20 protein-coding genes are annotated in these 22839 nt (G+C 29.8%); 6 read left to right on the top strand and 14 right to left on the bottom strand.

Features of this window, described 5'->3' with window-relative positions:
- Position 1: 1 nt before the first annotated feature.
- The 3 genes from mreC to purH form a co-directional block, all read right to left on the bottom strand.
- Entirely contained in the window at positions 2-826 is an 825-nt protein-coding gene (mreC, locus tag KK2020170_RS01835) for a rod shape-determining protein MreC (protein WP_221259109.1), read from the bottom strand.
- Positions 827-836: 10 nt separating this feature from the next.
- Entirely contained in the window at positions 837-1865 is a 1029-nt protein-coding gene (locus KK2020170_RS01830; protein ID WP_221259108.1) for a rod shape-determining protein, read from the bottom strand.
- A gap of 132 nt (positions 1866-1997) precedes the next feature.
- The gene (purH, locus tag KK2020170_RS01825) at positions 1998-3524 is read right to left on the bottom strand and encodes a bifunctional phosphoribosylaminoimidazolecarboxamide formyltransferase/IMP cyclohydrolase (RefSeq protein WP_221259107.1); all 1527 of its coding nucleotides are present in this window, start codon (positions 3522-3524) and stop codon (positions 1998-2000) included.
- A gap of 130 nt (positions 3525-3654) precedes the next feature.
- Between purH and KK2020170_RS01820 the strand changes: the two genes are divergently transcribed.
- From KK2020170_RS01820 to KK2020170_RS01810, 3 genes are read left to right on the top strand one after another with little or no spacing between them, the layout of a single operon-like run.
- The gene (locus KK2020170_RS01820) at positions 3655-4905 is read left to right on the top strand and encodes an ABC transporter permease (RefSeq protein WP_221259106.1); all 1251 of its coding nucleotides are present in this window, start codon (positions 3655-3657) and stop codon (positions 4903-4905) included.
- A gap of 31 nt (positions 4906-4936) precedes the next feature.
- Positions 4937-5476: a hypothetical protein gene (locus KK2020170_RS01815; protein ID WP_221259105.1), complete on the top strand. Its 540-nt coding sequence runs from the start codon at positions 4937-4939 to the stop codon at positions 5474-5476.
- A 38-nt stretch (positions 5477-5514) separates the two neighbouring features.
- Positions 5515-7710: a TonB-dependent receptor plug domain-containing protein gene (locus tag KK2020170_RS01810; protein ID WP_221259104.1), complete on the top strand. Its 2196-nt coding sequence runs from the start codon at positions 5515-5517 to the stop codon at positions 7708-7710.
- A 29-nt stretch (positions 7711-7739) separates the two neighbouring features.
- On the opposite strand, the gene accD is transcribed toward KK2020170_RS01810, so the two are convergent.
- From accD to tamL, 3 genes are all read right to left on the bottom strand, one after another.
- Positions 7740-8594 carry an acetyl-CoA carboxylase, carboxyltransferase subunit beta gene (accD, locus tag KK2020170_RS01805; RefSeq protein ID WP_221259103.1) on the bottom strand — a complete coding sequence of 285 codons (855 nt, stop codon included), beginning with the start codon at positions 8592-8594 and terminating at the stop codon, positions 7740-7742.
- A gap of 82 nt (positions 8595-8676) precedes the next feature.
- The gene (gene fbaA, locus KK2020170_RS01800; protein ID WP_221259102.1) at positions 8677-9744 is read right to left on the bottom strand and encodes a class II fructose-bisphosphate aldolase; all 1068 of its coding nucleotides are present in this window, start codon (positions 9742-9744) and stop codon (positions 8677-8679) included.
- A gap of 46 nt (positions 9745-9790) precedes the next feature.
- Entirely contained in the window at positions 9791-12358 is a 2568-nt protein-coding gene (gene tamL, locus KK2020170_RS01795) for a translocation and assembly module lipoprotein TamL (RefSeq protein WP_221259101.1), read from the bottom strand.
- A gap of 35 nt (positions 12359-12393) precedes the next feature.
- Here tamL and KK2020170_RS01790 point away from each other — a divergent pair, with 35 nt between their 5' ends.
- Positions 12394-13128 carry a TrmH family RNA methyltransferase gene (locus KK2020170_RS01790; protein WP_221259100.1) on the top strand — a complete coding sequence of 245 codons (735 nt, stop codon included), beginning with the start codon at positions 12394-12396 and terminating at the stop codon, positions 13126-13128.
- Here the strand turns inward: KK2020170_RS01790 and porT are convergent.
- The 6 genes from porT to KK2020170_RS01760 form a co-directional block, all read right to left on the bottom strand.
- Complete coding sequence (gene porT, locus KK2020170_RS01785) at positions 13125-13817, bottom strand: type IX secretion/gliding motility protein PorT/SprT (protein ID WP_221259099.1); 693 nt, start codon at positions 13815-13817, stop codon at positions 13125-13127. The two genes, KK2020170_RS01790 and porT, sit on opposite strands and share 4 nt — an antisense overlap.
- A 1-nt stretch (position 13818) precedes the next feature.
- Positions 13819-14550 carry a bifunctional demethylmenaquinone methyltransferase/2-methoxy-6-polyprenyl-1,4-benzoquinol methylase UbiE gene (ubiE, locus tag KK2020170_RS01780; RefSeq protein ID WP_221259098.1) on the bottom strand — a complete coding sequence of 244 codons (732 nt, stop codon included), beginning with the start codon at positions 14548-14550 and terminating at the stop codon, positions 13819-13821.
- A 171-nt stretch (positions 14551-14721) separates the two neighbouring features.
- Positions 14722-15195 (bottom strand): hypothetical protein, encoded by a 474-nt coding sequence (locus KK2020170_RS01775; protein ID WP_221259097.1) that lies wholly within the window; start codon positions 15193-15195, stop codon positions 14722-14724.
- Between the two features lie 9 nt (positions 15196-15204).
- On the bottom strand, positions 15205-15693 hold the full coding sequence (locus KK2020170_RS01770) for a dihydrofolate reductase (RefSeq protein ID WP_221259096.1): 489 nt from the start codon (positions 15691-15693) through the stop codon (positions 15205-15207).
- Positions 15693-16307 (bottom strand): deoxynucleoside kinase, encoded by a 615-nt coding sequence (locus tag KK2020170_RS01765; protein WP_221259095.1) that lies wholly within the window; start codon positions 16305-16307, stop codon positions 15693-15695. The genes KK2020170_RS01770 and KK2020170_RS01765 overlap by 1 nt, the downstream gene beginning before the upstream one ends.
- Positions 16307-17083: a hypothetical protein gene (locus KK2020170_RS01760; protein WP_221259094.1), complete on the bottom strand. Its 777-nt coding sequence runs from the start codon at positions 17081-17083 to the stop codon at positions 16307-16309. Before KK2020170_RS01760 ends, KK2020170_RS01765 begins: the two co-directional genes overlap by 1 nt.
- 118 nt (positions 17084-17201) lie before the next feature.
- Here KK2020170_RS01760 and KK2020170_RS01755 point away from each other — a divergent pair, with 118 nt between their 5' ends.
- Both KK2020170_RS01755 and KK2020170_RS01750 read left to right on the top strand, forming a co-directional pair.
- Positions 17202-18092 carry a GLPGLI family protein gene (locus tag KK2020170_RS01755; RefSeq protein ID WP_221259093.1) on the top strand — a complete coding sequence of 297 codons (891 nt, stop codon included), beginning with the start codon at positions 17202-17204 and terminating at the stop codon, positions 18090-18092.
- 8 nt (positions 18093-18100) lie between these two features.
- The gene (locus KK2020170_RS01750) at positions 18101-20869 is read left to right on the top strand and encodes a TonB-dependent receptor (protein ID WP_255567331.1); all 2769 of its coding nucleotides are present in this window, start codon (positions 18101-18103) and stop codon (positions 20867-20869) included.
- 77 nt (positions 20870-20946) lie between these two features.
- Here KK2020170_RS01750 and KK2020170_RS13170 read toward each other — a convergent pair whose 3' ends face one another.
- Both KK2020170_RS13170 and KK2020170_RS01745 read right to left on the bottom strand, forming a co-directional pair.
- Entirely contained in the window at positions 20947-21078 is a 132-nt protein-coding gene (locus tag KK2020170_RS13170; protein ID WP_255567330.1) for a hypothetical protein, read from the bottom strand.
- A 36-nt stretch (positions 21079-21114) separates the two neighbouring features.
- A complete protein-coding gene (locus KK2020170_RS01745; RefSeq protein ID WP_221259092.1) occupies positions 21115-22686 on the bottom strand; it encodes an OmpA family protein in 1572 nt (523 codons plus the stop codon).
- Positions 22687-22839: the final 153 nt, after the last annotated feature.

The raw sequence follows: 22839 nt of genomic DNA, 5'->3' as shown, positions 1-22839 counted from the left end.
ACTACTTTGAAATGGTTTCGTTTTCTAATTTCTTTTTTTCTTCCTTCAATTTATTGTTAATAATGTAGACGTATCCTAGAGAAGTCATATCATTAAACAATCTAACGTTAATGGTGTAATAATTAGTTTTATTATCAACAAAAACTTTATCTACTTTTCCAATCGGTATGTTCTCTGGAAAAATTTCCGATTCAGAACCCGTTACAATTGAATCCCCTTTATGTAGCGAAGCTAATCGAGGAACATCTATTAACTGAACGTAGCCAACATTTTTTCCGTCCCAAACTAAAGTTCCAAAATGATTTGAGTTTTTAATCTTAGCATTGATTCTAGACTTGGTGTTTAATACACTCAAGACTGTTGCGTAATTATTAGAAGTTTTTTCAATAATACCAACAATCCCTTTGTCGTTAATCACCCCCATATCGGTTTTAATATTCTCTCTTTTTCCAATATTTAAGGTTAAATAGTTTTCTCTAGTATTGAATACGTTTTTTATAACCTTAGCTTTTTTAACAGTAAAAACAGAATCAAGATTACTTAATATTGTTTCTTTTCCAATAAGCGTATCTTTTGTGTTAAATAGCATTTCTTTTAATCTAGCATTTTCTTCGGCTAAAGATTTGTTTTTCTCTTTTAAACTAAGATATTCTTTACTAGAGTTTATTTTTTCATAAACACCTCCTGTTAAGTTATTGGCAGAGTTAATGTATTCACTCCTGTGGTAAGAATGTGATTTAATAGTAAGCACAAGGCTGATGCCTAAAAGCAGCAAAAACAGCAATCGATAGCTGTTTTTTACTAAAAAATAGATTATTTGCTGCATTTACTTTTCTTTATTTAATCAAAATACTTTTATACTTATTAATGTTTTTTAGAGCAATTCCTGTTCCTCTTACCACTGCTCTTAAAGGGTCTTCTGCGATGTAAACTGGTAAATCAGTTTTTAGAGAAATACGTTTGTCAAGTCCTCTAAGCATTGAACCTCCACCTGCTAAGTAAATTCCCGTATTATAAATGTCGGCTGCTAATTCTGGAGGAGTTTGCGATAACGTTTCCATTACTGCGTCTTCAATACGTTGAATAGATTTATCCAAGGCTTTTGCAATTTCTCGGTAAGAAACATCAACTTGTTTAGGTTTTCCAGTTAATAAATCTCTACCTTGAACTGACATTTCATCTGGAGGACTATCTAAGTCTTCAGTTGCAGCACCAATTTGAATTTTAATTTTTTCGGCAGTAGATTCACCAACAAATAAATTGTGTTGAGTTCTCATATAGTAAATGATATCATTTGTAAAAACATCACCCGCAATTTTAACTGATTTGTCACAAACAATTCCACCAAGAGCAATAACTGCTATTTCTGTAGTACCACCTCCAATATCAACAATCATATTTCCTTTCGGTTGCATGATATCTACACCAATACCAATAGCTGCTGCCATAGGCTCGTGTATTAAGTAAACTTCTTTACCATTTACTCTTTCTGCAGATTCTTTAACGGCACGCATTTCAACTTCTGTAATACCAGAAGGAATACAGATAACCATTCGTAAAGCTGGAGTAAATAATTTTTTCTTTAATGCAGGAATGCTTTTGATAAACATGTTTATCATTTTTTCCGAAGCATCAAAATCGGCAATTACACCATCTTTTAGAGGTCGTATGGTTTTAATGTTTTCATGCGTTTTACCTTGCATCATATTGGCTTCTTTACCCACAGCAATTATCTTTCCAGTAATTCTATCTCGAGCTACTATGGAAGGGCTGTCGATAACGACTTTGTCATTATGAATAATTAAGGTATTAGCAGTACCAAGGTCAATTGCGATGTCCTCAGTCATAAAATCAAAAAATCCCATACTTTGTTAAAGGGTTTAACTATTATTAATCCGTTATTATCAATCTTACAAACTTAAATAAAATGTAGAAATTTTCTACGTCTTTAAAGAAATTAACGTAAGAGATTTAATTTATTGCTCTAATTTACAAAATTAATGTTTAAAATGACGTGTTCCTGTGAAAACCATAGCCATTTTATTTTCATTACAATAATTTATACTTAATTCGTCTTTAATTGAACCACCAGGTTGAATGACAGATTTAACACCAGCATTATTAGCAATTTCAACACAATCAGGAAATGGAAAAAATGCATCACTAGCCATTACAGCACCATTTAAATCAAAATTAAATGAATTTGCTTTTTCAATAGCTTGTCTTAAAGCATCTACTCTCGATGTTTGTCCAGTTCCTGAAGCACAAAGCTGTTTGTTTTTTGCCAATACAATAGTGTTTGATTTAGTGTGCTTACAAATCTTTGAAGCAAATAATAAATCTTCAATTTCACTATCACTAGGTTTTAAATTTGTAACATTTTGTAATTGTGCCTTTGTGTCTGTTATATTGTCTTTATCTTGAACTAACAATCCATTTAAGCAAGTTCGAACTTGTTTTTCAGATAATGTTACATTATTTAAAACTAGTAAAATTCTGTTCTTCTTTTCAGAAAGTAAAGTAACAGCTTCATTGTCAAAAGATGGAGCGATAACTACTTCACAGAATAAGTTGTGGATTTCTTCAGCAGTTGCTAAGTCAATATTTCCATTGGCAATTAAAACTCCGCCAAAAGCTGATGTTGGGTCTCCAGCTAATGCGTCTACGTAAGCCGCTTTCATTGTGCTTCTTGTAGCTAAACCACAAGCGTTATTGTGCTTTAAAATAGCAAATGTAGGTGCATCTCCTTTAAATTCATTCATTAGATTGACTGCTGCATCAACATCTAGTAAATTATTATATGATAATTCTTTACCATTTAACTTAGTAAACATTTCATTAAAGTTTCCAAAGAAAAATCCTTTTTGATGAGGGTTTTCTCCATATCTAAGTGTTTCTCCATTTTCAATACTAGCTTTAAAATAGGTTTCATCAGTATTAAAGTAATTGAAAATTGCTGTATCGTAATTTGATGAAACGTGAAAAGCTTTTGTTGCTAAAAGTCTTCTTTGTTCAATTGTAGTAGCTCCTTTTTCAGTTGTATAATATTTTAAAAATTCGCTATATTCATTAACAGACGCTACAATTACAGTGTCTTTAAAGTTTTTGGCCGCAGCTCTAATTAAAGAAATTCCACCAATATCGATTTTCTCAATGATGTCTGCTTCATTAGCTCCAGAAGCTACAGTTTTTTCAAAAGGATATAAGTCAACAATAACCAAGTCTATTTGAGGAATATTAAATTCATTCATTTGCTCAACATCACTTGGATTGTCTTGACGATTTAATATTCCACCAAAAATTTTAGGGTGTAAAGTTTTAACTCTTCCGCCTAAAATTGAAGGGTAATCAGTAACACTCTCTACTGCAACAACAGGAATACCTAAATCTTTAATAAAAGCTTCAGTTCCACCAGTAGAATAAATAATAACTTGGTTTTGATGAAGGGCTTTTACGATAGGTTCTAATCCTGTCTTGTCGAAGACTGAAATTAATGCTGATTGGATGGTTTTTGTTGTGTTCATTGTGTTGTTTTTAATTAAGTTGCAAAAGTAGTTATAGTTCTTAAAACATTCAAGGTTTAGAATAAATTATTACAAGTAAATTGTAACATTTTTAGCGTTTGTTCTACTTATTAAGAAGTAAATTTAAATCATGCTTTTATACCTTCGTTTACTTAAAGAGAGTTTTGGTTTTGCAATTAACGCATTGCGAACTAATAAACTGCGTACTTTTCTTTCCTTATTAGGGGTTACTATTGGTATTTTTTCAATTATTGCAGTACTTGCAGCTGTTGATTCAATGGATAAAAAAATTAAAGAAGATTTAAGCGATATGGATTTGAATACTGTTTACTTAATTCGATTTTCATTCGGACCTTCGGATGTGCCAAGGTGGAAGAGAGAACAGTTTCCAGATGTAACTTACGAAGAATACGAATACCTTAGAAGAAATGTTCACGGAATAGATAAAATGTCTTTTAATCTTTTTACGAGAAACGAAAATATTAAATACGAAAATAAAACAGTTAGTTCAATTCGTGTAAAGCCTTCAACAGATGAATTTATTGATATTGAACCAATTAAAATTGAAAAGGGAAGATTTTTTAACGAAGCAGAATCTAATTCCGGTACTCCAGTTATTGTTATTGGGAATGAAGTAGCTGAAGGATTATTTGGAAATACTGAGCCAATTGGTAAAAAGATTAGACTTTATGGGCAACGTTTTACAGTTATTGGTGTGCTAAAAAAACAAGGAGAAGGAATGTTTGGAGACAGTAGTGATGTAGCAGTATTTTTTCCGGTGAATTTCATTAGAAGACTTTATGGAGACAATAGCGATATGTTAACTCCAGCTATTTTAATTAAGCCTGAAAGAGGAATTGATATTGAAGAATTTAAAGCTGAACTCACTCAAAATTTGAGAACTTTTAGAGGGGTTAAGCCTGGAGAAATAAATAATTTCTTTTTAAATGTTTTATCTGGATTTACTGATTTTATTGATAATATAGTCGGACAAATGAATAAAATAGGTTGGGGGATTAGTATTTTTTCATTGTTAGTTGGTGGATTTGGGATAGCTAATATTATGTTTGTTTCTGTTAAAGAGCGAACAAATTTAATTGGTATTCAAAAAGCTTTAGGTGCAAAAAATAAATTTATATTATTTCAATTTTTATTTGAAGCTGTTATTCTGTCTGTTATTGGTGGTTTAATAGGAATGTTTTTAGTTTGGATAATTGCTATAATATTAAGTTCTGCTTTAGATTTCGAATTTGTATTGAGTACTAAAAATATTTTATTAGGATCAGGATTAGCTGCATTTATTGGATTAATAGCTGGAATTGTTCCTGCAATTTCGGCTTCTAAGTTAGATCCTGTTGAAGCAATTCGCACCGGAATGTAATTTTGTTTACATTTGAGGAAATTAATTTCCTTTGAAAAGACAAGTTTGTAGTATATTATTTTTATTGATTCTGGTATTACCTACAGTCGTTACTTATACTTATTTTCAATATCGAAGAAAGGAAATAAAACGCGAAGTAAAACTTCAATTAGCCAATTTAAACTTTGATGATTTAGTTCTTCTAAGATTTTCAAATCATGAGCTTGACGCAAAAGTGCGTTGGAAACATTCAAAAGAGTTTGAATTTGAAGGAAAAATGTTCGACATAATTCAATTGAAAAAGACTAAAGATTCAATTTCATTTTGGTGTTGGTTAGATAAACAAGAAACAGAATTAAACAATAAATTAAATACTCTTTTGGTTGAAGTTTGCCGAAAGGATATTCCAATGCAAAAACAAAAACTAAGCTTTTATCAATTCTACAAATCACTTTATTTCCTTGAAGCTAAAGATTTAAATCTTTTTAATTTTCAATCTATTCATAATGAAGAAATTTATTTTAGTTCAAATTTATATAAGTTTTTAGCGGAGAAGTCTTTATTTCGTCCTCCTAATAACTTTAGTTGCTAAGAAAAAAATTATCCTCGAATTGTAACTAAAATTAAATAATGAAAAAAAATATTTTAATTATTGTTGCGATGATTCCTTTTTTGGGATTTTCGCAAACAGATAAAGATACCATAAAGTCAGTCAATTTGGAAGAAGTGATTCTTTCTAAAAAAGTCGTTAAAGATTTCGATAATTTACCTAATCAAGTTGAAATTATTGATCAAAAAGAAATTGAATTTCAAAATTATCAAACTACAGCCGAAATGCTTTCAAATTCTGGAAAGTTATTCGTTCAAAAATCGCAACAAGGTGGTGGAAGCCCATCTATTAGAGGTTTTGAGGCAAGTAGAGTATTGTTATTAGTTGATGGTATTCGAATGAATAACTTAATTTTTAGAGCTGGACATTTACAAAATGTAATTACTGTAGATGAGAATATGTTAGGTAATGTAGGTGTTTTTTATGGTCCATCATCTACGCTTTTCGGAAGTGATGCTTTAGGCGGAACTGTAAATATGAATACAAAAAATGTAAAATATTTAAAAGATGCTAAAAAAAAGTTTTCTGGCGGAATTAACGCACGATATGGCTCAGTAAATGAAGAGAAATCGGTAGCATTTGACTTAAATTATGCTAAAGATAATTTTGCTTCCCTTACTATTTTTAGCTATAATGATTTTGGCGATTTAAAAATGGGTAAACAAAAGAATCATAATGGAGATTATTTTGGTGAAAGACCTACTTATGTTGAAACCATAAATGGAGTTGACCAAGTGGTTACAAATGACAATAAATATGTTCAAAAATTTACAGGTTATAAGCAATACAATGCATTACAGAAGTTGGCTTATAAAACGAATAGGGGTTTTGAACATCAATTGAATTTGCAATTTTCGACTACTTCGAACGTTCCTCGTTATGATAGACTTTCAGAAACTTCTGGTTCTGTTTTAAAACATGCCGAATGGTATTATGGCCCGCAACAGCGCATTTTAGGAATTTATTCGTTATCTAAAGAAAAAGCATTTTTAAATAGTGATATGACGTTTAATTTGGCTTATCAAAATGCTCAAGAAAGTCGTCACAACAGAAGATTTGGTAATTATAATTTGCAACATAGAGAAGAAAGTGTTAATGTTTATTCGGCTTCATTAGAAATGGAGCATAAGTTTTTAAAAGGTGAATTGTTTTATGGATTCGAATCGTATTTTGAAACTTTAAATTCTTCGGCGTATGCTAAAAACATTAATACTGGACAAGTTTCTGGTTTAGATTCTCGCTATCCTAATGGCGATAATAATATGTTTAGAAATGATTTATATATTTCGTTTAACGAGAATATTTCAACTCAAACTTTTTGGAATATTGGCGGTAGAGTAGGTTATACTACTTTAAAATCTTCAATTAGTGAGGATGCTTATTTCCCGTTGCCTTTTAATGATGTTTCTCAAGGAAATTTAACGTACAGTGGAACATTAGGAATAAAACATAAAACATCTAATAATTTTGCTCTTAAAGGAAATATTTCTTCTGGTTTTAGAGTACCTAATATTGATGATTTAGCTAAAATATTCGAATCGGGTGGTGGTTATTTAGTGGTGCCAAATGAAGATTTAAAGCCAGAAAAATCTGTTACTGCTGATTTTGGAATTGAAGTTCAATCGGATTCTAAAAATGTGAAATTCGAAAACACATATTTCTATACAAGATTATTTGATGCAATTGTGACCGATAATTTTAACTATGAAGGTCAAAGTGAAATTATGTATGATGGAACTTTGAGTCAGGTTTTAGCAAATCAAAATCAAGGAAAAGCATTTATAACTGGAATTTCGACTAATTTCTTTGCTCAATTAATGCCGCAATTTGATTTTAATGCTTCGTTCAATTATACTTTAGGTAGAATTATAGACGAGGAAGGAAATAAACCATTAGATCATATAGCACCTTATTTCGGTAAAGTAGGTTTAACTTATAAAGTAAGTAAAGTAAACCTCGAAGCATATATGCTTTACCATGGTAAAAAGGACATTAAAGATTACTATTTAAATGGTGAAGATAATGAGCAATATGCGCCAAAGGGAGGAATGCCAGCTTGGGAAACCTATAACTTTAAAATGAGTGTTTCTTTATTTGAAAATGTTATTTTGTATGTAGGTTGCGAAAATATTTTAGATACGCAATATCGTGTTTTTGCTTCTGGAATTAATGCGCCTGGTAGAAATATTTATGGCAGTATTCAATATAAATTCTAAAAAAAATCCCGCTTTTAAGCGGGATTTTATTATCTAATTTCGTTGTTTTCGATTAAATCAATATAAAGATTTACTCTATCTTTTAGTTCTTTTCTATGAACAATAAAATCAAGGAAACCATGTTCTAATAAGAATTCTGAAGTTTGGAAACCTTCAGGTAAATCTTTTCCTGTAGTATCTTTAACAACACGCGGACCTGCAAAACCAATTAAGGCTCCAGGTTCTCCTATGTTAATGTCGCCTAACATGGCGTAAGAAGCAGTTGTTCCTCCGGTTGTTGGGTCTGTACATAAAGAAATGTATGGAATTTTAGCTTCAGCTAACTGAGCAAGTTTTGCTGAGGTTTTCGCTAACTGCATTAAAGATAAAGCAGCTTCCATCATACGAGCTCCTCCTGATTTCGAAATCATTAAAAAAGGCACTTTGTTTTTTATTGAATAATCAATAGCTCTCGCTATTTTTTCTCCAACAACAGCTCCCATTGACCCGCCAATAAAAGCAAAATCCATACAAGCAACAACTAAATCTTTTCCTTTAGATTTTCCAACTGCTGTACGTACTGCATCTTTTAATTTTGTTTTGTCCATTACATCTTTAAGACGATCTTTGTATTTCTTAGTGTCTTCGAATTTTAATGGATCTTTAGACGTCATTTTAGCATCTAGCTCAGTGAATTCATTATCATCAAATAAGATTTGAAAATATTCTGCGCTTCCAATTCTAACATGAAAATCATCTTCTGGACTAACCCAAAGGTTTTTTGCAAGCTCTTCAGTATCAACAATTTTTCCTGTAGGAGATTTGTACCAAAGACCTTTAGGAACATCTTTTTTTTCTTCAGTAGGGGTTGTAATCCCTTTTTCTTTTCTCTTAAACCAAGCCATATTTCTTGAAGTTAGAAGTAAGAAATTAGAATTCAGAATCCAAAAAAATATTTCTAAATTCTAAATTCTAAATCTTTATTTGTTATAAAGTGTTAACGTTATTTAAATCAGCGAATGCTTGTTCTAATCTTTGATTAAAAGTAGCTTCTCCTTTACGAACCCAAGCTCTAGGGTCGTAGTATTTTTTATTTGGACTTTCTGGACCTTCAGGATTACCAATTTGAGTTTTTAAGTAGTCGATTTTTTCTGTCATATAATCACGAATACCTTCTGTAAATGCAAATTGTAAATCTGTATCGATGTTCATTTTGATTACACCATAAGAAATAGCTTCTCTTATTTCTTCTAAAGTAGAACCTGAACCGCCATGGAAAACGAAGTCTACTGGATTGTTTCCAGTGTTGTATTTATTTTGAACGTATTCCTGTGAGTTTCTTAAGATTTTAGGGGTTAACTTTACGTTACCGGGTTTGTAAACTCCATGAACATTTCCAAATGCTGCAGCAATAGTGAATTTTGGACTAACTTTCATCAATTCTTCATAAGCGTAAGCCACTTCTTCAGGTTGAGTGTATAATTTAGAACTATCAACGTCAGAATTATCTACACCATCTTCTTCACCACCAGTGATTCCTAATTCAATTTCAAGTGTCATACCTATTTTGCTCATTCTTTCAAGGTATTTTTTTGAAATTTCAATATTCTCTTCTAAAGGCTCTTCCGATAAATCAATCATGTGCGAACTGAATAACGATTTGCCTGTTTCTGCAAAATATTTTTCAGATGCGTCTAAAAGACCATCAATCCATGGTAATAAATTTTTAGCACAATGGTCAGTATGCAAAATTACAGTAGCCCCATAAGCTTCCGCAAGTGTGTGAACATGTTTAGCTCCAGCAACAGCACCTAAAATAGCAGATTTTTGATTTTCATTACTTAAACCTTTTCCTGCATTAAATTGTGCGCCACCGTTTGAAAATTGAATAATAACAGGAGCGTTTAATTTAGCAGCAGTTTCAAGAACACCATTAATTGTACTAGAACCTACAACATTTACTGCAGGTAAAGCAAACCCTTTTTCTTTAGCATAATTAAATATCTCTTGAACTTGATCTCCCGTTGCAACGCCCGGTTTGATGTTATGACTCATAGTTATTTGTTTTTGGTTTAGTTAGCAAAAATAAGAATTAAAAAAATTAGAATGGATAATTAATACCAAAATTTAGAACGGTTTTTCCAAAACTTACATCTTTAAACCATCTATCTCCTTCTGGACGTGCAGGATTGTGAACTTTATAACCAAAATCTAATCTAAAAACAAAATAATTAAAATCATAACGGAACCCAATTCCCGAACCTACGGCTAAATCATTTAAAGATTTTATACCTTGAAATATAAAATCAGGATCTTCAACATTATCATAAATGTTCCAAATATTTCCAATATCAGTAAATAAAGCACCATTAAGTTGACCAAAAAAGTTAAAACGATATTCTGAGTTAAATCCTAATTTCATATTCGCTTCGTTAAAATCAAATTGACTTCCACTTCTTCCTGGACCTAAACTATAAGCTTGCCAGCCTCTATTATCGTTAGAACCTCCACCAAAATAACTTCGTGAAAATGGTATTGATGTTCCGTTTCCATAAGGAATGGCTAATCCGCCAAAAGTTCTTATTGCAATACTGCTTTGTCCTCCTAAATCCCAATGTTTAACATATTCAATTTCACCTTTTGCATATTGAGAATATTCAATGCCAAACAATTTTTTATTACCATTTGCACTAACAGTTTCTTCTGGTTTTACATTTTGAGCAAATAAAGATAAAAGATTACCAGCCGATTCTAGTTTTGCTCTGAAATTGTAATAATTTCTATCGGTGAAATTAGTTTTTGTAGAACGGTTGAATGTAAAACTTGATGAAACAATTAGGTTGTCCTCAGTTAATCTATTGTAGCGTTCAAATATACTCGAAACAGATTTATAGTCTTCATCACCTGACGTAAGAGAAGTATTTCCATCTAAAACATCAGCTACAAAATCTAAAGTGTTTTCAAAAATTAACTCACCATTTCCATCAACATAAGCGGGATTAACATTGTAAATTTGTGCCAAACTATTTAATGTATTATAAGATGTTCTATAAACATTAAAATAGTTTCCTACGTTAAGATTTCTAACATAATTAATTCCTACTAATTCAAATTTAAAGTTATTTCTGTTGTCATTAGTAGACCAATTATAGTTAATTCCTCCCGTCAAAGTTTGTTTATCAAGTCCAATATTATTTTGAATAGCAAAACCAGTATTGAATTGAGTTGTTGGAAACATTTCTTTCTTAATTATCGAACTGGTATTTAAAGGAAAGAAAATTCTTGGGAATGTTAATTTTACATTGCCACCATATTCTGAAATATTAAAGAAAGTATTATTAGGATTCGCTAAATCTTGTGAAGAACCAATATTTCCTTTTCCTGAAATTTCTAAAATTTCAGCTCCTCTAAAAATATTTCTAAATGTATAGGATAAGCCTCCAGTAATACCAAAATCTTGGATATTAGAATGAGTTAAATCTAAAAATGCGGTTAAATTGTATTTTTTAATTGGCGTTAAATAAATATTTGCAATAAGTTCACTTTTGCCGTTTATAGTGTCTTCAACATATTCTATAGTTGGAAAGTTGAATACTCTTAAATTGTTAAAAGCAGTAGAAGTAAGTTTTCTATTATTGTCACTGTATAAATCGCCCTTATTAATAAAAACAGAATTCGCAAGAGCTTTTGGCTTGTAATTTAATTTTCCAAGACTATAAATGTTGTAATCTTTATAAGTAGCGCTATCGTTTTGCTTGTCTATCTCATTTTTACGACTATTAGTAAAAATATTAACTTGGCTAATTTTAAAGACTTTGAAAGGTTCTTTTACAATTGTGTCACCTTTTCTAACATCTCTATTTTCAATTCTAGTTACTACATTAAGTTTGTAGTTTTTATAAGGGTTTATTGTGTCAATTACATCATATGAAATATTATTTACTTGAAAGTGGAAAACTCCATTGTTTCTAAAGTAATTCGTTATTCTCTCTCTTTCAAGACTTAGATTTTCATTGTTAAAAACATCACCTTTTTTGATTAAAGTTTTGTTTTCAATTTTAGTGTAAAGTGTATCTAAAGCTGGAGTTTCTATTTCGTGAGTAATTGTATCAAGAGTATAGGCTCTTCCAGTTTTTATAATATAAGTAACTTTACCTTTTTTATCGCCAACAGAGTCTATTTTAGTGTCGATTTCTACATCAAAATAACCTTTAATAAAGGTGTAATAGTCTTTTAATCTGTTTCTCGATTTTAAGACTTTTTTGTTATCAATAATTACAGGTTCTTCTCCTAAGTTTTTTAATGTTCTACTTAAGCCCGAAACTAAAAAGGATTGACTTAGTCTATCCACTTGTTTGTCAGAAAGGATTTTTGCAAGATTTTTTCTTCTGTTTGGTTTTCTGTCAAGCCATTTGTAATAAGCCGAATCCGGATTGTCCTTTGCTAAATTATACATATTTAAACGAAGCGGAAAACCTAATACAGAGCTATTGGGTTTTTGATACAATAAGCTTTCTATTTTTTCACTTTTTATAATTGTATCATTAATGCTTAAAATGTTTTTAGTAAGTAGCTGTTCATTCTTTCCAACTTTTTTAGTAGAAGAACAAGCTGAATAAAGTATACTAATTAAAAATAGTATTGCTATTTTTGATGAAAATTTTCTCAAGACGCTTTCTATAGTTAGTCAAAAATACAATTTTTATGCTAAGTAAAAACCAAATTAAACTGATAACGAGTTTAACGCAAAAAAAATATAGAAAACAACATCAATTGTTCATTGCCGAAGGCAAAAAAGTAATTGATGAATTGTTGCAATCTAACTTTGAATTAGAATCCTTGTTTGTAACGAATGATAAGCTTTTTACTACAATTTCTGAAAGCAAAATTAATGCCATAACTCCAAATGAGTTAAAAAAGATAAGCGTTTTAACTACTGCAAATGATTGTTTGGCTGTTTTTAAGATTAAGATGCCAATTGCTTCTGAAAATAAAATTGAAGGCTTAGTTTTAGCTCTTGATGATATTCGCGATCCAGGAAATGTAGGTACGATTATACGTTTATGCGATTGGTTTGGTATAGAAACGTTATTATGTTCGGAAGGAACGGTTGATGTTTATAATCCAAAAGTGGTGCAAGCGACAATGGGTTCTATTTCTAGAGTGAATGTGGTTTACACCAATTTAGAAAAAGTTTTGAAAGGAACCACTTTGCCTATTTTTGGAACTTTTATGGATGGCGAAAATATTTACAATGAGGAATTACCAAAAGAAGGAATTATTGTAATGGGAAATGAAGCCAATGGAATTTCTGAAGCAATTCAAAATTTGGTTATTCAAAAAATAGCTATTCCTAGGTTTGGAAAATTACAACAAACAGAAAGCTTAAATGTTGCAACAGCAACGGCAATTATTCTAAGTGAATTTAAGCGAAATTAATGGAATGCAAAATTGATAAAGATTCCGCGAGTTTGCATGGCGCCAATATTACTTGTCCATGGACTATTAGGGTCGTTATCGCGAATTAATTCATCTTTGGTGCTAAAAACACCTCTTATTGATGGTGAGAATTTAAAATATTCAAAATAAATGTCAATTCCGAAACCTACTTCATAAAAAGAAGACCATTTTGTCATTCTAAAGCGTTGGTTGGAATTATCATCAGGCGCATCTGCATTACTTCCTAAATTTAAAGCAGTTGACAATCCACCAATTAAATAAGGCTTAATATTTCCAGTACGTTTTGCTGAAAATTTCATTAAAAAAGGCAAATGTATGTACGTTGATTTTACTTCTCTTAATTGGTCTATTTCATTAGTAAAATTTGGAAAAAGTAAATTTCTTTGCGTTATTGATAAACCTGGCTCAAAACGAAAATCTAAATGATCACTCAATCTTAAATTTCCTATTAAACCTACATTAAAACCAGTTTGCGACTGCACTTCAATATCTTCGGTTACTGACAAATAATCAAATTTGAAATCGAGCATATTAAAGCCTAAATAATAACCCCAATGTACTCTTTGCTTGTCAAAGTTTTCCTTATTTACCAAAGGATCTTTACCAAATAAACCAAACTGAGCAAATGCCGAACTAGATAGTAAAAGTAAAAATAGCCACTTCTTCATATTATTTTTTTGAAGCTTTGTAAATGGTTGCAACCCCAAACGTTTGAGGTAAGTCTTCTACTTCTATAAACCCAACTTTTCGTAAAATATTGTTTAAAGCTTCACCAAAAGGAAATTCATTTGCCGAATCTGATAAATATTTATAAGCCGATTTGTCTTTTGAAAATAATTTTCCAACTAAAGGCAAAATAAATTTTGAATGAAATGCGTAACCTTGTTTATAAGGAAATTTAGTAGGAACTGAAGTTTCTAAAATTACAAAAACGCCATTTGGTTTTAAAACTCTTAAAATTTCTGCTAAGCCTTTTTCTAAAGTTTCAAAATTACGAACACCAAAAGCAACTGTAATTGCGTCAAAATAATTATCAGGATAAGGAATGTTTTCACTATCACCTAAAACCATTTGAATTTTGTTGTCTAATTTTTTTTCAGCAATTTTCTTTTTACCTACTTCAAGCATTCCAGCTGAAATATCTAAACCAATAATTTCTTCCGCCGAAGTATTGGTCATTAAAATTGCTAAATCACCAGTTCCTGTTGCAATGTCTAAAACTGTTTTCGGTTGTTTGTCTGAAACAATTTTTAAAACTTTTTTACGCCATTTTACATCAATTCCAAAGGAAATAACACGATTTAAACCGTCATAATTTCCAGAAATAGTATCAAACATTTGAGCTACTTGCTCTTTTTTTCCAAGGTTTGAATCTTTATATGGCGTAATATTTTTAGACATGCTCTATTTTTTGAGAAGACAAAAATACGATTAATAATTAAAATATCATCATGTGTAAAATTCATTAAAAAAAAGCGTTAAGAATTCTTAACGCTTTTTTGATTTATGAAATTGTAATTGGTATTTGTGTGTAAAATATAAAAGTTTTTCTAAATACACAATTTTGATAATTTATTCTTGAGCGGAATAACTTACACGTCCAAATGCAACCTCTTTTAATAAAATTTTATTACAGTTTGTTTCGCTTGAATCAATTAAATAGATTTTTTTTGTTCGTATTAAAAAATAAGTTTGCTCTAAACCATATTTCTTTATAAAATTTAAATCTATTATTATATCTTTATTTCTTCTTAAAAATGATTTTTTAACAGATTTAATGTCAGATTTAATTTTAGAATCATACTTATCAAGGTCTAAATATTTTCGTTCAGATAAATTTATGAAGTTTCGGTTATCAAATTTAAATTCATAGTTACATTTTTCTTCTAAAACACTATAACTGTTTTTATTAGCTTCTTTCTTTTTTTGATTAACACCTTCTTTGAAGTAAATATAAATAGTATCTCTTTTAGTTATATCAGTAATTGTTTGTCCAAAAGTAAAGGTTGAAAAGAATAATATTAATATTAAAAAAGTTTTTTTCATTCACTCTCTTTACTTTTTCAAATACGTTAAATACGTAAAATCAAATTGGTGTTTTTCGTCTTTTGGGTGGTATTCTTCTTCTAAAAGTTTCCAGTGGTTTAGGTCAATTTCAGGGAAAAAAGTATCGGCTTCAATTTCTGTGTGAACGCGTGTTAACTCAATTTTATCTGCTAACGCAATAGATTGTTTGTAGATTTCTCCTCCTCCTATGATAAAAACTTCTTCTTCTTGAGGAGAAATTCGTAAAGCCTCTTCAATACTAGCAACAACTAAACAGCCTTCTGGGACTTGATACTCTTTTTGTCGCGTAATAATAATGTGCGTTCTATTAGGTAAAGGTTTAGGAAAACTTTCAAAAGTTTTTCGTCCCATAATAATATAATGACCGCTAGTAATTGCTTTAAAGCGTTTAAAGTCGTCAGGTAAATGCCAAACCAAATCGTTGTCTTTACCTAAAGCATTATTTTCAGCTGCAGCAGCAATTAAAGTAATCGTCATTAGAATAAACCGTTTATTTCGGCATCAATTTTATTAATAATGTTTCCTAAATCTTCAGGATTGTCAACAAAATTAATATTGTCAACATCAATAATAACTAATTTACCTTTGGTATAGGTTTGAATCCAAGCTTCATAACGTTCGTTTAATCGGCTCAAATAATCAATAGATATGCTATTTTCATAATCGCGACCTCTTTTGTGAATTTGGCTAACTAAATTTGGAATTGAACTACGCAAGTAAATCAACAAATCTGGAGCGCCAACAAGGTTTTCCATCAATTCAAATAAAGATTGATAGTTGTTAAAATCACGATTACTCATTAAACCCATTGTATGTAAATTGGGTGCAAAAATATGAGCGTCTTCGTAAATAGTGCGGTCTTGTATCGTAGTTTTTCCAGTTTCACGAATTTGTAAAACCTGACGAAAGCGGCTATTTAAAAAGTAAATTTGAAGATTAAAACTCCAACGTTCCATTTGATTATAAAAATCATCTAAATATGGATTGTCAACAACATCTTCGAAATGAGCTTCCCACTTAAAATGTTTAGCTAATAATCTAGTTAATGTAGTTTTTCCAGCTCCAATATTTCCGGCAACAGCAATATGCATTAAGGTAAATTTATTTTGTAATTATATACTTTTTCGTTTGTAAAAATAGACAAAATTCCATCGTTGAAACAAAAATTTTCAAATGATTTTTGACTAATCTTTATCTCAGTGATGTTTTCAGGTGTTTGAAAATATAGTTTGCCTTCTTGTTTCAAAATGATTTTATTTTCTTCTATAATTAGTGCTGATTCTGATTGTTTTACATTACCAAGGTTTTGAATTTTTCCAAAATAATTTAAAGTAAAAGCCTCATTATTTTCATTTATAAAATTTAAACTATTATAAGACGATTTCCAGTATTTGATTTTTGTAGGAAAATAAGTTGAAATAAGTTGAAATGTGTTTTCTTTGAAATTATAAATTCCGAATTTTTGATTTACTGCATCATAGAACCACAAACTATTTTGACGAGCCAAACCTATAATGTCAAAAATTAATCCGACATCATTTCCTGATATTTTTTGTACTTCATTTAATTGTTGATCTAGAAGCACAACAGAATTAAAATCTTTATAGAAAAGAACTAATAATAATGGATTTGAATAATCTACAGTATAAAGATTTCCTAAAGTTAAATTTTGATAGTTAAGTTTTTGGGATTTATTTTCTTTTAAAAAAGTGTTTTGCGATATAGAATAATAATTATCGTAAACATCTTTTCCAATAAACTTTTCAGTTTTTATAGTTATTGAGTCAATTAGTTTGACAGAGATATTATTTTGACCTAAAATGAATAGAGGTAAATAAAAAAGAACAACTATATAAATTTTTTTCATGTTTAAATTAAACCATTCTTAAATAGAAAAGTCTAAAGTTAATGTATTTTGATACATTTTTTATAAAATTTTGTAACAAATATCTAATTTATAAGTCTATATAATAAAACCTTTTACAATGAAAAAAATAGTTTTTGCATTTGCAATTTTAACAGGGATCTTGTCAAATGCACAAGATTTTCAAGGTATAGCCGTATATGAATCTAAAACCAGTACGGCAGATTTTATGAAGGGAATGTCTCAAAATCGAGATTTGACACCCGAAATGCAAAAGAATATCGAAGCAAGAATGCAAAAAGCATTTGAAAAAACCTTTATTTTAAATTTCAACAGAACTTCATCTATTTATAAAGAAGAAGAAAAATTAGAAGCTCCTGGTCAAGGAGGAGGAAGAATGATGATGAGCATGATGGGTGGAGGAGGAACCCATTTCAAAAATGTAAAAGAACAAAATTATACAGTAGATAAAGAAGTCTTTGGAAAAGAGTTCTTAATAAAAGATTCTTTGCCTAAATATGATTGGAAATTAGAAGGAGAAAGCCGCATGATTGGAAATTACAACTGTTTTAAGGCAACTGCTGTTGTTCCAATTGATGAGTCTGATTTTAGAAATTTTAGATTTAGAGGAAATAAAGATGAAGATAAAAATGAAACTAAAAAGGACACAACAAAAACATCAACAACAAATCTAATGGATCAGTGGGAAATGCCAAAAGAAAAAATAATTACAGCTTGGTATTCTCCTGAAATACCTATTAACCAAGGTCCTGAAAATTATTGGGGGTTACCGGGTTTAATTTTAGAAGTGAATGATGGTAAAACAACTATCTTGTGTTCAAAAATTGTTTTAAATACTAAAGATAAAGTAGATATTAAAGCACCTACAAAAGGGAAAGAGGTTTCTCAAAAAGAATTTGATGAAACTGTGAAAAAGAAAATGGAAGAAATGCGTGAAATGTGGAGAAGTAGTGGAGGAAACAGAGGTGGAAGAGGAGGCTTTGGTCGTTAATTTATTGTATGAAAAAAATATTTTTATTTCTGATTATGGCACTTTCAATAAGTGCCTTTTCTCAAAATATACGTTTTGAAGGAATTGTAAAAGATAGTACAGGTTTAGGTTTAGAAATGGCTAATGTTATGGCTATAAATAACGAAACCAAAGCCATGGATGCTTATGCAATTACTAACGATAAAGGTAAATTTATATTAAACCTAAAAGCGAATACACCTTATACCTTAAAAGCAAGTTATATTGGTTTTTCTACCTATGAAAAAGTAGTTAATACTTCAGGAGAAAACATGACTTATAATATTGAAATGAACCAAGGTGTTCAATTAAATGACGTGGAATTGGTATATGAAATGCCTGTTACCATTTCAGGAGATACAATTATTTATAATTCAGATTCTTTTACAAATGGAACAGAAAGAAAGCTTGAAGATGTGTTGAAAAAACTTCCTGGTGTTGAAGTTAATAAAGATGGTGAAATTCAAGTAGAAGGTAAAACCGTTCAAAAAGTTATGGTGGAAGGAAAGGATTTTTTTGATGGTGATACTAAAATTGCTACTAAAAATATTCCTGCTGATGCTTTAGATAAAATTCAAGTATTACGTAATTATAATGAAGTTTCTAATTTAAAAGGATTAGAAAATAATGAAGAAAATATTGCTATTAATATCAAACTAAAAGAAGGTAAAAAGAATTTTTGGTTTGGCGATATTACTGCAGGAATTGGCGTGGGACATGAAGAAGATAGGCATTTAGTTAATCCAAAGCTGTTTTACTATAGTCCAAAATATAGCATAAACGTTATTGGTAATATTAATAATATAGGTGAATTGCCACTAACTGCTAGAGATTATTTCAAGTTTACAGGAGGATTTAGAAGTATGATGCGTAAAGGAGGTTCTTCTTTTAATGTTACTTCTAATGATTTAGGAATCTTAGGGTTAAACAATAATCAAGCTGCAAATATTAAAACTAAGTTTGGCGCGGCTAATTTCAGCTACAATCCAAGTAAAGCCTGGACGTTGAGTGGTTTCGGAATATTTTTAGGAAACGATACGCAAATCCAAAACATTTCGAGATCAACTCGAGTAGATACGCAAGATCCTTCTAATGAAGCGAAAATTGTTAATGATGAAAACTCATTTACTGAACAACAAAATAACCTAGGATTAGTTAAATTAAGTTCTAGTTATGTTCCTTCAGAAAAAGTACATTTAGATTATGATGTGTTAATGAAATTATCAAAACAAAATGAAGACAACACTTTGTTTTCGAATCAAACGATTACTGATAATTCAGGAACTGCAAGTATTTTTAATGATGTTTATTCAAATAAAAATCAAACTCCATTTTCTATTAATCAAAACTTAAATTATTATTATACCTTAAACGAAAAGAATGTTTTTGCTTTTGAAATGCAACATTTGTTTCAAGAAGAGGATCCTTTTTATAATGCAAATTTAGCTTTTCAGCCCTTTAATTTAGGAACAGATTACGATACAAGTCAGGCTAGAAACGATGTGAATCAAAGTCGTTTTATCAAGACAAATAAAGTTGACACTAAATTTGATTATTATTACATGCTAACGCCAAAAAGTAATATCAACTTAACCTTAGGAAATACATATTCGTATCAAAATTTCAATTCGTCAATTTTTCAAATTTTAGATAATGGAAATGTTAACGATCTTAATGATGATATTAATTCCAACAATGTTAGATATGCTTTTAACGATGTGTTTTTAGGTGTGCATTATAAATTTATTTTAGGAGAATTTACATTTACACCAGGTTTCAGTGTGCATCAATACAACACAAAAGATTCACAATTGGGAACTGAAAATACGCAAAGCTTTAATCGTTTTCTGCCAGATTTATATGCGTTGTGGCAAATTAAAAAATCAGAAACATTAACGTATAATTATGCTTTAACAAACAACTTTACAGATATTAGTAAGTTAGCTGAAGGTTATGTGTTTTCAAATTATAATAGTTTGTTTCAAGGAAATCGTTACTTAGAAAACTCGTTGTCTCAATCGCATAGCTTACGTTATTTTAAATATAACATGTTTAATTTCGAGAATATTTTTGCTTTTGCTAATTATACAAGACAAGTAGATGCTATTAAAAATAGAGCTTTGTTAACAGGAATTAACCAAACATCTTCATCAGTAAATATAAATTCTAATTTTGCTGACGAATCGTTTTCTGCAAGTGGAAATTACGGACGTTCATTTTTAAAATATTATAAAGCTTCTGTTGGAGCAAGTTTTAACTGGAGTAAGTTTAATAACATTCGTGTGTATCCTGATGCTGATACAGATCCAACGAATAATCCAACCGAAGTTCAAACAACAAAATCGGTTACGCAAAGTTATAACGCAAAGTTTTCTACAAATTTTAAAGAATTACCTAATTTAAGTTTACAATACGCATTTACTTTAAATGATAACCAAGCCAATATTTTCTATACAGATAATCCATCTGTAGAATTAGAATATTACTTTTTAGATGCTTTTTCTTTTGTTTCAGAATATAGTTTTTACCACAATAGAAGTAAAGATAAAACCGTGGATAGTGAATATGACTTCTTATCGGCGTCATTAATGTATATGAAGAAAGGTAGCAAATGGGAGTGGAAATTATCTGGAACTAATTTATTAGAGACAAAAGCTTTAAATACAAATAGCTTCAGCCAATTAGGAGGAACAAGTACATTTTCAAGTTATATCGTACAGCCAAGATATATTATATTGAGTTTGAAGTATAATTTATAGTAATAAATGAGATTTAAAAATACCAATCGATTACTAGAAGAATAAAAAAAAGCGACTCATTTGAGTCGCTTTTTGTTTTACGCATTTTTAGTTTTTTCAACTTCTACTTTTTTATCGGCTTTTACATAGCGAGCTTTGCAGCTCCAACCGCTCGAGCATGATGTTAATGTTAATGTAGAAATTGCTAAAACTGTAATTGCTTTTTTCATTTTAGAGAGAGTTTTTATAGTTGTAATTTATTTGTGTTATTCTTTTATAATTTTAAATTCTACACGTCTATTCTTTTGATCTTGCTCTTGTGTACAGTTTCCTCCACAATCAAATAATGGTTGAGATTCTCCGTATCCTTTAAAAGTTAAACGTTCTTTAGAAATACCTTTTGATAATAAATAATCTACAGTAGATTTAGCTCTTCTTTGAGATAACGCTTGGTTATATTTATCAGAACCTTTATTATCAGTGTGTGCCCCAATTGCTAATTTCATTTCTGGATACTCATTTAAAACATTAACAATTTTGTTTAATGATAATTGAGATTCAGCAGTTATTGAAGCCTTGTTAAAGTTGAAGAAGATATTTTCAATAACAATAGCATCTTCAGTTATAACTGGTTTATCTTGTTCTAGTTTAATTGGACTAGATAAAATATTTTCAGTAGTAAAGTTTGTTTTGAATGGTTTATAACCTTCTTTTTCTACTGTGATATAGTTGTATGAAATAGGATTCATTTCAACTTTAATTTCACCATTTTTATCAGTAATTGCTTCAGTGATAATATTCCCAAATTCATCCTTGATTGTAACTTTAGCATTAGGTAAAGCTGTTAAAGATTCTTGCTCAACAACTTGATATGTTTTATTTGCTTTATCTAAATGTTTAATTTCAAACTTTAAAATATCGAAATTTCCACCACTTGATTTATCTGTAGAAATATATCCTTTGTTTTCTTCAACTAGTAAGAATGCTTGGTCATCTCTTCTTGAATTTAATGTTGTGCCTAAGTTTAAAGCAGGTAAATAAGAATTGTCTACACACGAACTTCTAAATACATCAAATCCACCCATGTTTAAGTGACCTTTTGATGAGAAATATAAGTGTTTACCATCCTTTGTTAAAGTTGGATATTTTTCGTCTTCGTTTGTATTAATGTTAGCTCCTAAGTTACTTGGTTTAGAAACAGAACCATCTTCATTAATTGTAGCCTCATATAAATCGTAACCACCAAAACCGCCTGGCATGTTTGATGCAAAAACTAACTTTTTACCATCTGCAGAAACCGTAGGAGTTTCAACCGAATAACCAGCAGGGATAATATCTACTTTTTGAATATTTGTCCAATATTCTTTAGAATCTGTATCTAATTCTGCTTTATATAAATCAAATACTTCAGCATTATCTGGATTTTCTTGAGTATAGAAAATAGTTTTTTGATTTGGACTAAAAGTTAACGAACCTTCATTGTTTTTAGAATCAAGCGCACTTGAAAACAATAAAGGGAATGATAAATTACCTTCTTCATCAACATTTACACAGTACATATTGTTGTTGAAAGTATTTGTTTTTTCATTTAAAGTGGTTTCGTAATGTCTTCTTTTTTTATTAGAAAGAATAATATATTTATTCATAAAAAAAGTAGTACCTACCTCATTTAATTCTGAATTAATACCAGTATCACTCAAATTATAACGAATACCTTTTGTAGAAGTATTGATAATGTTAAGGATTGAATCTAAATGTTCTAAACGCTGAGGCTCCTGAGCAAATAAAACATTTTGAATTAGAATACAAACTAATGTTAATTTAGAGATTAATTTCATAATAAATTGAGTTAAATAACAGTTGTTTTTACAAAAAAACTTAAAACGCGGGCAAAATTAGAATAATTATTCAATAAAAGTAGGTTTAATTAATGAAAAGTTATTTTTATGTTATTTATTTCGATAAAATGCAAAAAAAATCGATTTACTGCT

It is taken from the genome of Flavobacterium okayamense (assembly GCF_019702945.1).
Lineage (GTDB): Bacteria > Bacteroidota > Bacteroidia > Flavobacteriales > Flavobacteriaceae > Flavobacterium > Flavobacterium okayamense.
Note: the sequence above shows the minus strand (reverse complement) of the source record. Positions and strands in the feature narration are given on the sequence as shown.

Bases quoted from the DNA above. Each gene is read 5' to 3' on its own strand.
- mreC (WP_221259109.1), bottom strand. From the start codon at position 826: ATGCAGCAAATAATCTATTTTTTAGTAAAAAACAGCTATCGATTGCTG.
- KK2020170_RS01830 (WP_221259108.1), bottom strand. From the start codon at position 1,865: ATGGGATTTTTTGATTTTATGACTGAGGACATCGCAATTGACCTTGGT.
- purH (WP_221259107.1), bottom strand. From the start codon at position 3,524: ATGAACACAACAAAAACCATCCAATCAGCATTAATTTCAGTCTTCGAC.
- KK2020170_RS01820 (WP_221259106.1), top strand. From the start codon at position 3,655: ATGCTTTTATACCTTCGTTTACTTAAAGAGAGTTTTGGTTTTGCAATT.
- KK2020170_RS01810 (WP_221259104.1), top strand. From the start codon at position 5,515: ATGAAAAAAAATATTTTAATTATTGTTGCGATGATTCCTTTTTTGGGA.
- accD (WP_221259103.1), bottom strand. From the start codon at position 8,594: ATGGCTTGGTTTAAGAGAAAAGAAAAAGGGATTACAACCCCTACTGAA.
- fbaA (WP_221259102.1), bottom strand. From the start codon at position 9,744: ATGAGTCATAACATCAAACCGGGCGTTGCAACGGGAGATCAAGTTCAA.
- KK2020170_RS01790 (WP_221259100.1), top strand. From the start codon at position 12,394: ATGCTAAGTAAAAACCAAATTAAACTGATAACGAGTTTAACGCAAAAA.
- porT (WP_221259099.1), bottom strand. From the start codon at position 13,817: ATGAAGAAGTGGCTATTTTTACTTTTACTATCTAGTTCGGCATTTGCT.
- ubiE (WP_221259098.1), bottom strand. From the start codon at position 14,550: ATGTCTAAAAATATTACGCCATATAAAGATTCAAACCTTGGAAAAAAA.
- KK2020170_RS01775 (WP_221259097.1), bottom strand. From the start codon at position 15,195: ATGAAAAAAACTTTTTTAATATTAATATTATTCTTTTCAACCTTTACT.
- KK2020170_RS01770 (WP_221259096.1), bottom strand. From the start codon at position 15,693: ATGACGATTACTTTAATTGCTGCTGCAGCTGAAAATAATGCTTTAGGT.
- KK2020170_RS01765 (WP_221259095.1), bottom strand. From the start codon at position 16,307: ATGCATATTGCTGTTGCCGGAAATATTGGAGCTGGAAAAACTACATTA.
- KK2020170_RS01760 (WP_221259094.1), bottom strand. From the start codon at position 17,083: ATGAAAAAAATTTATATAGTTGTTCTTTTTTATTTACCTCTATTCATT.
- KK2020170_RS01755 (WP_221259093.1), top strand. From the start codon at position 17,202: ATGAAAAAAATAGTTTTTGCATTTGCAATTTTAACAGGGATCTTGTCA.
- KK2020170_RS01750 (WP_255567331.1), top strand. From the start codon at position 18,101: ATGAAAAAAATATTTTTATTTCTGATTATGGCACTTTCAATAAGTGCC.
- KK2020170_RS13170 (WP_255567330.1), bottom strand. From the start codon at position 21,078: ATGAAAAAAGCAATTACAGTTTTAGCAATTTCTACATTAACATTAACA.
- KK2020170_RS01745 (WP_221259092.1), bottom strand. From the start codon at position 22,686: ATGAAATTAATCTCTAAATTAACATTAGTTTGTATTCTAATTCAAAAT.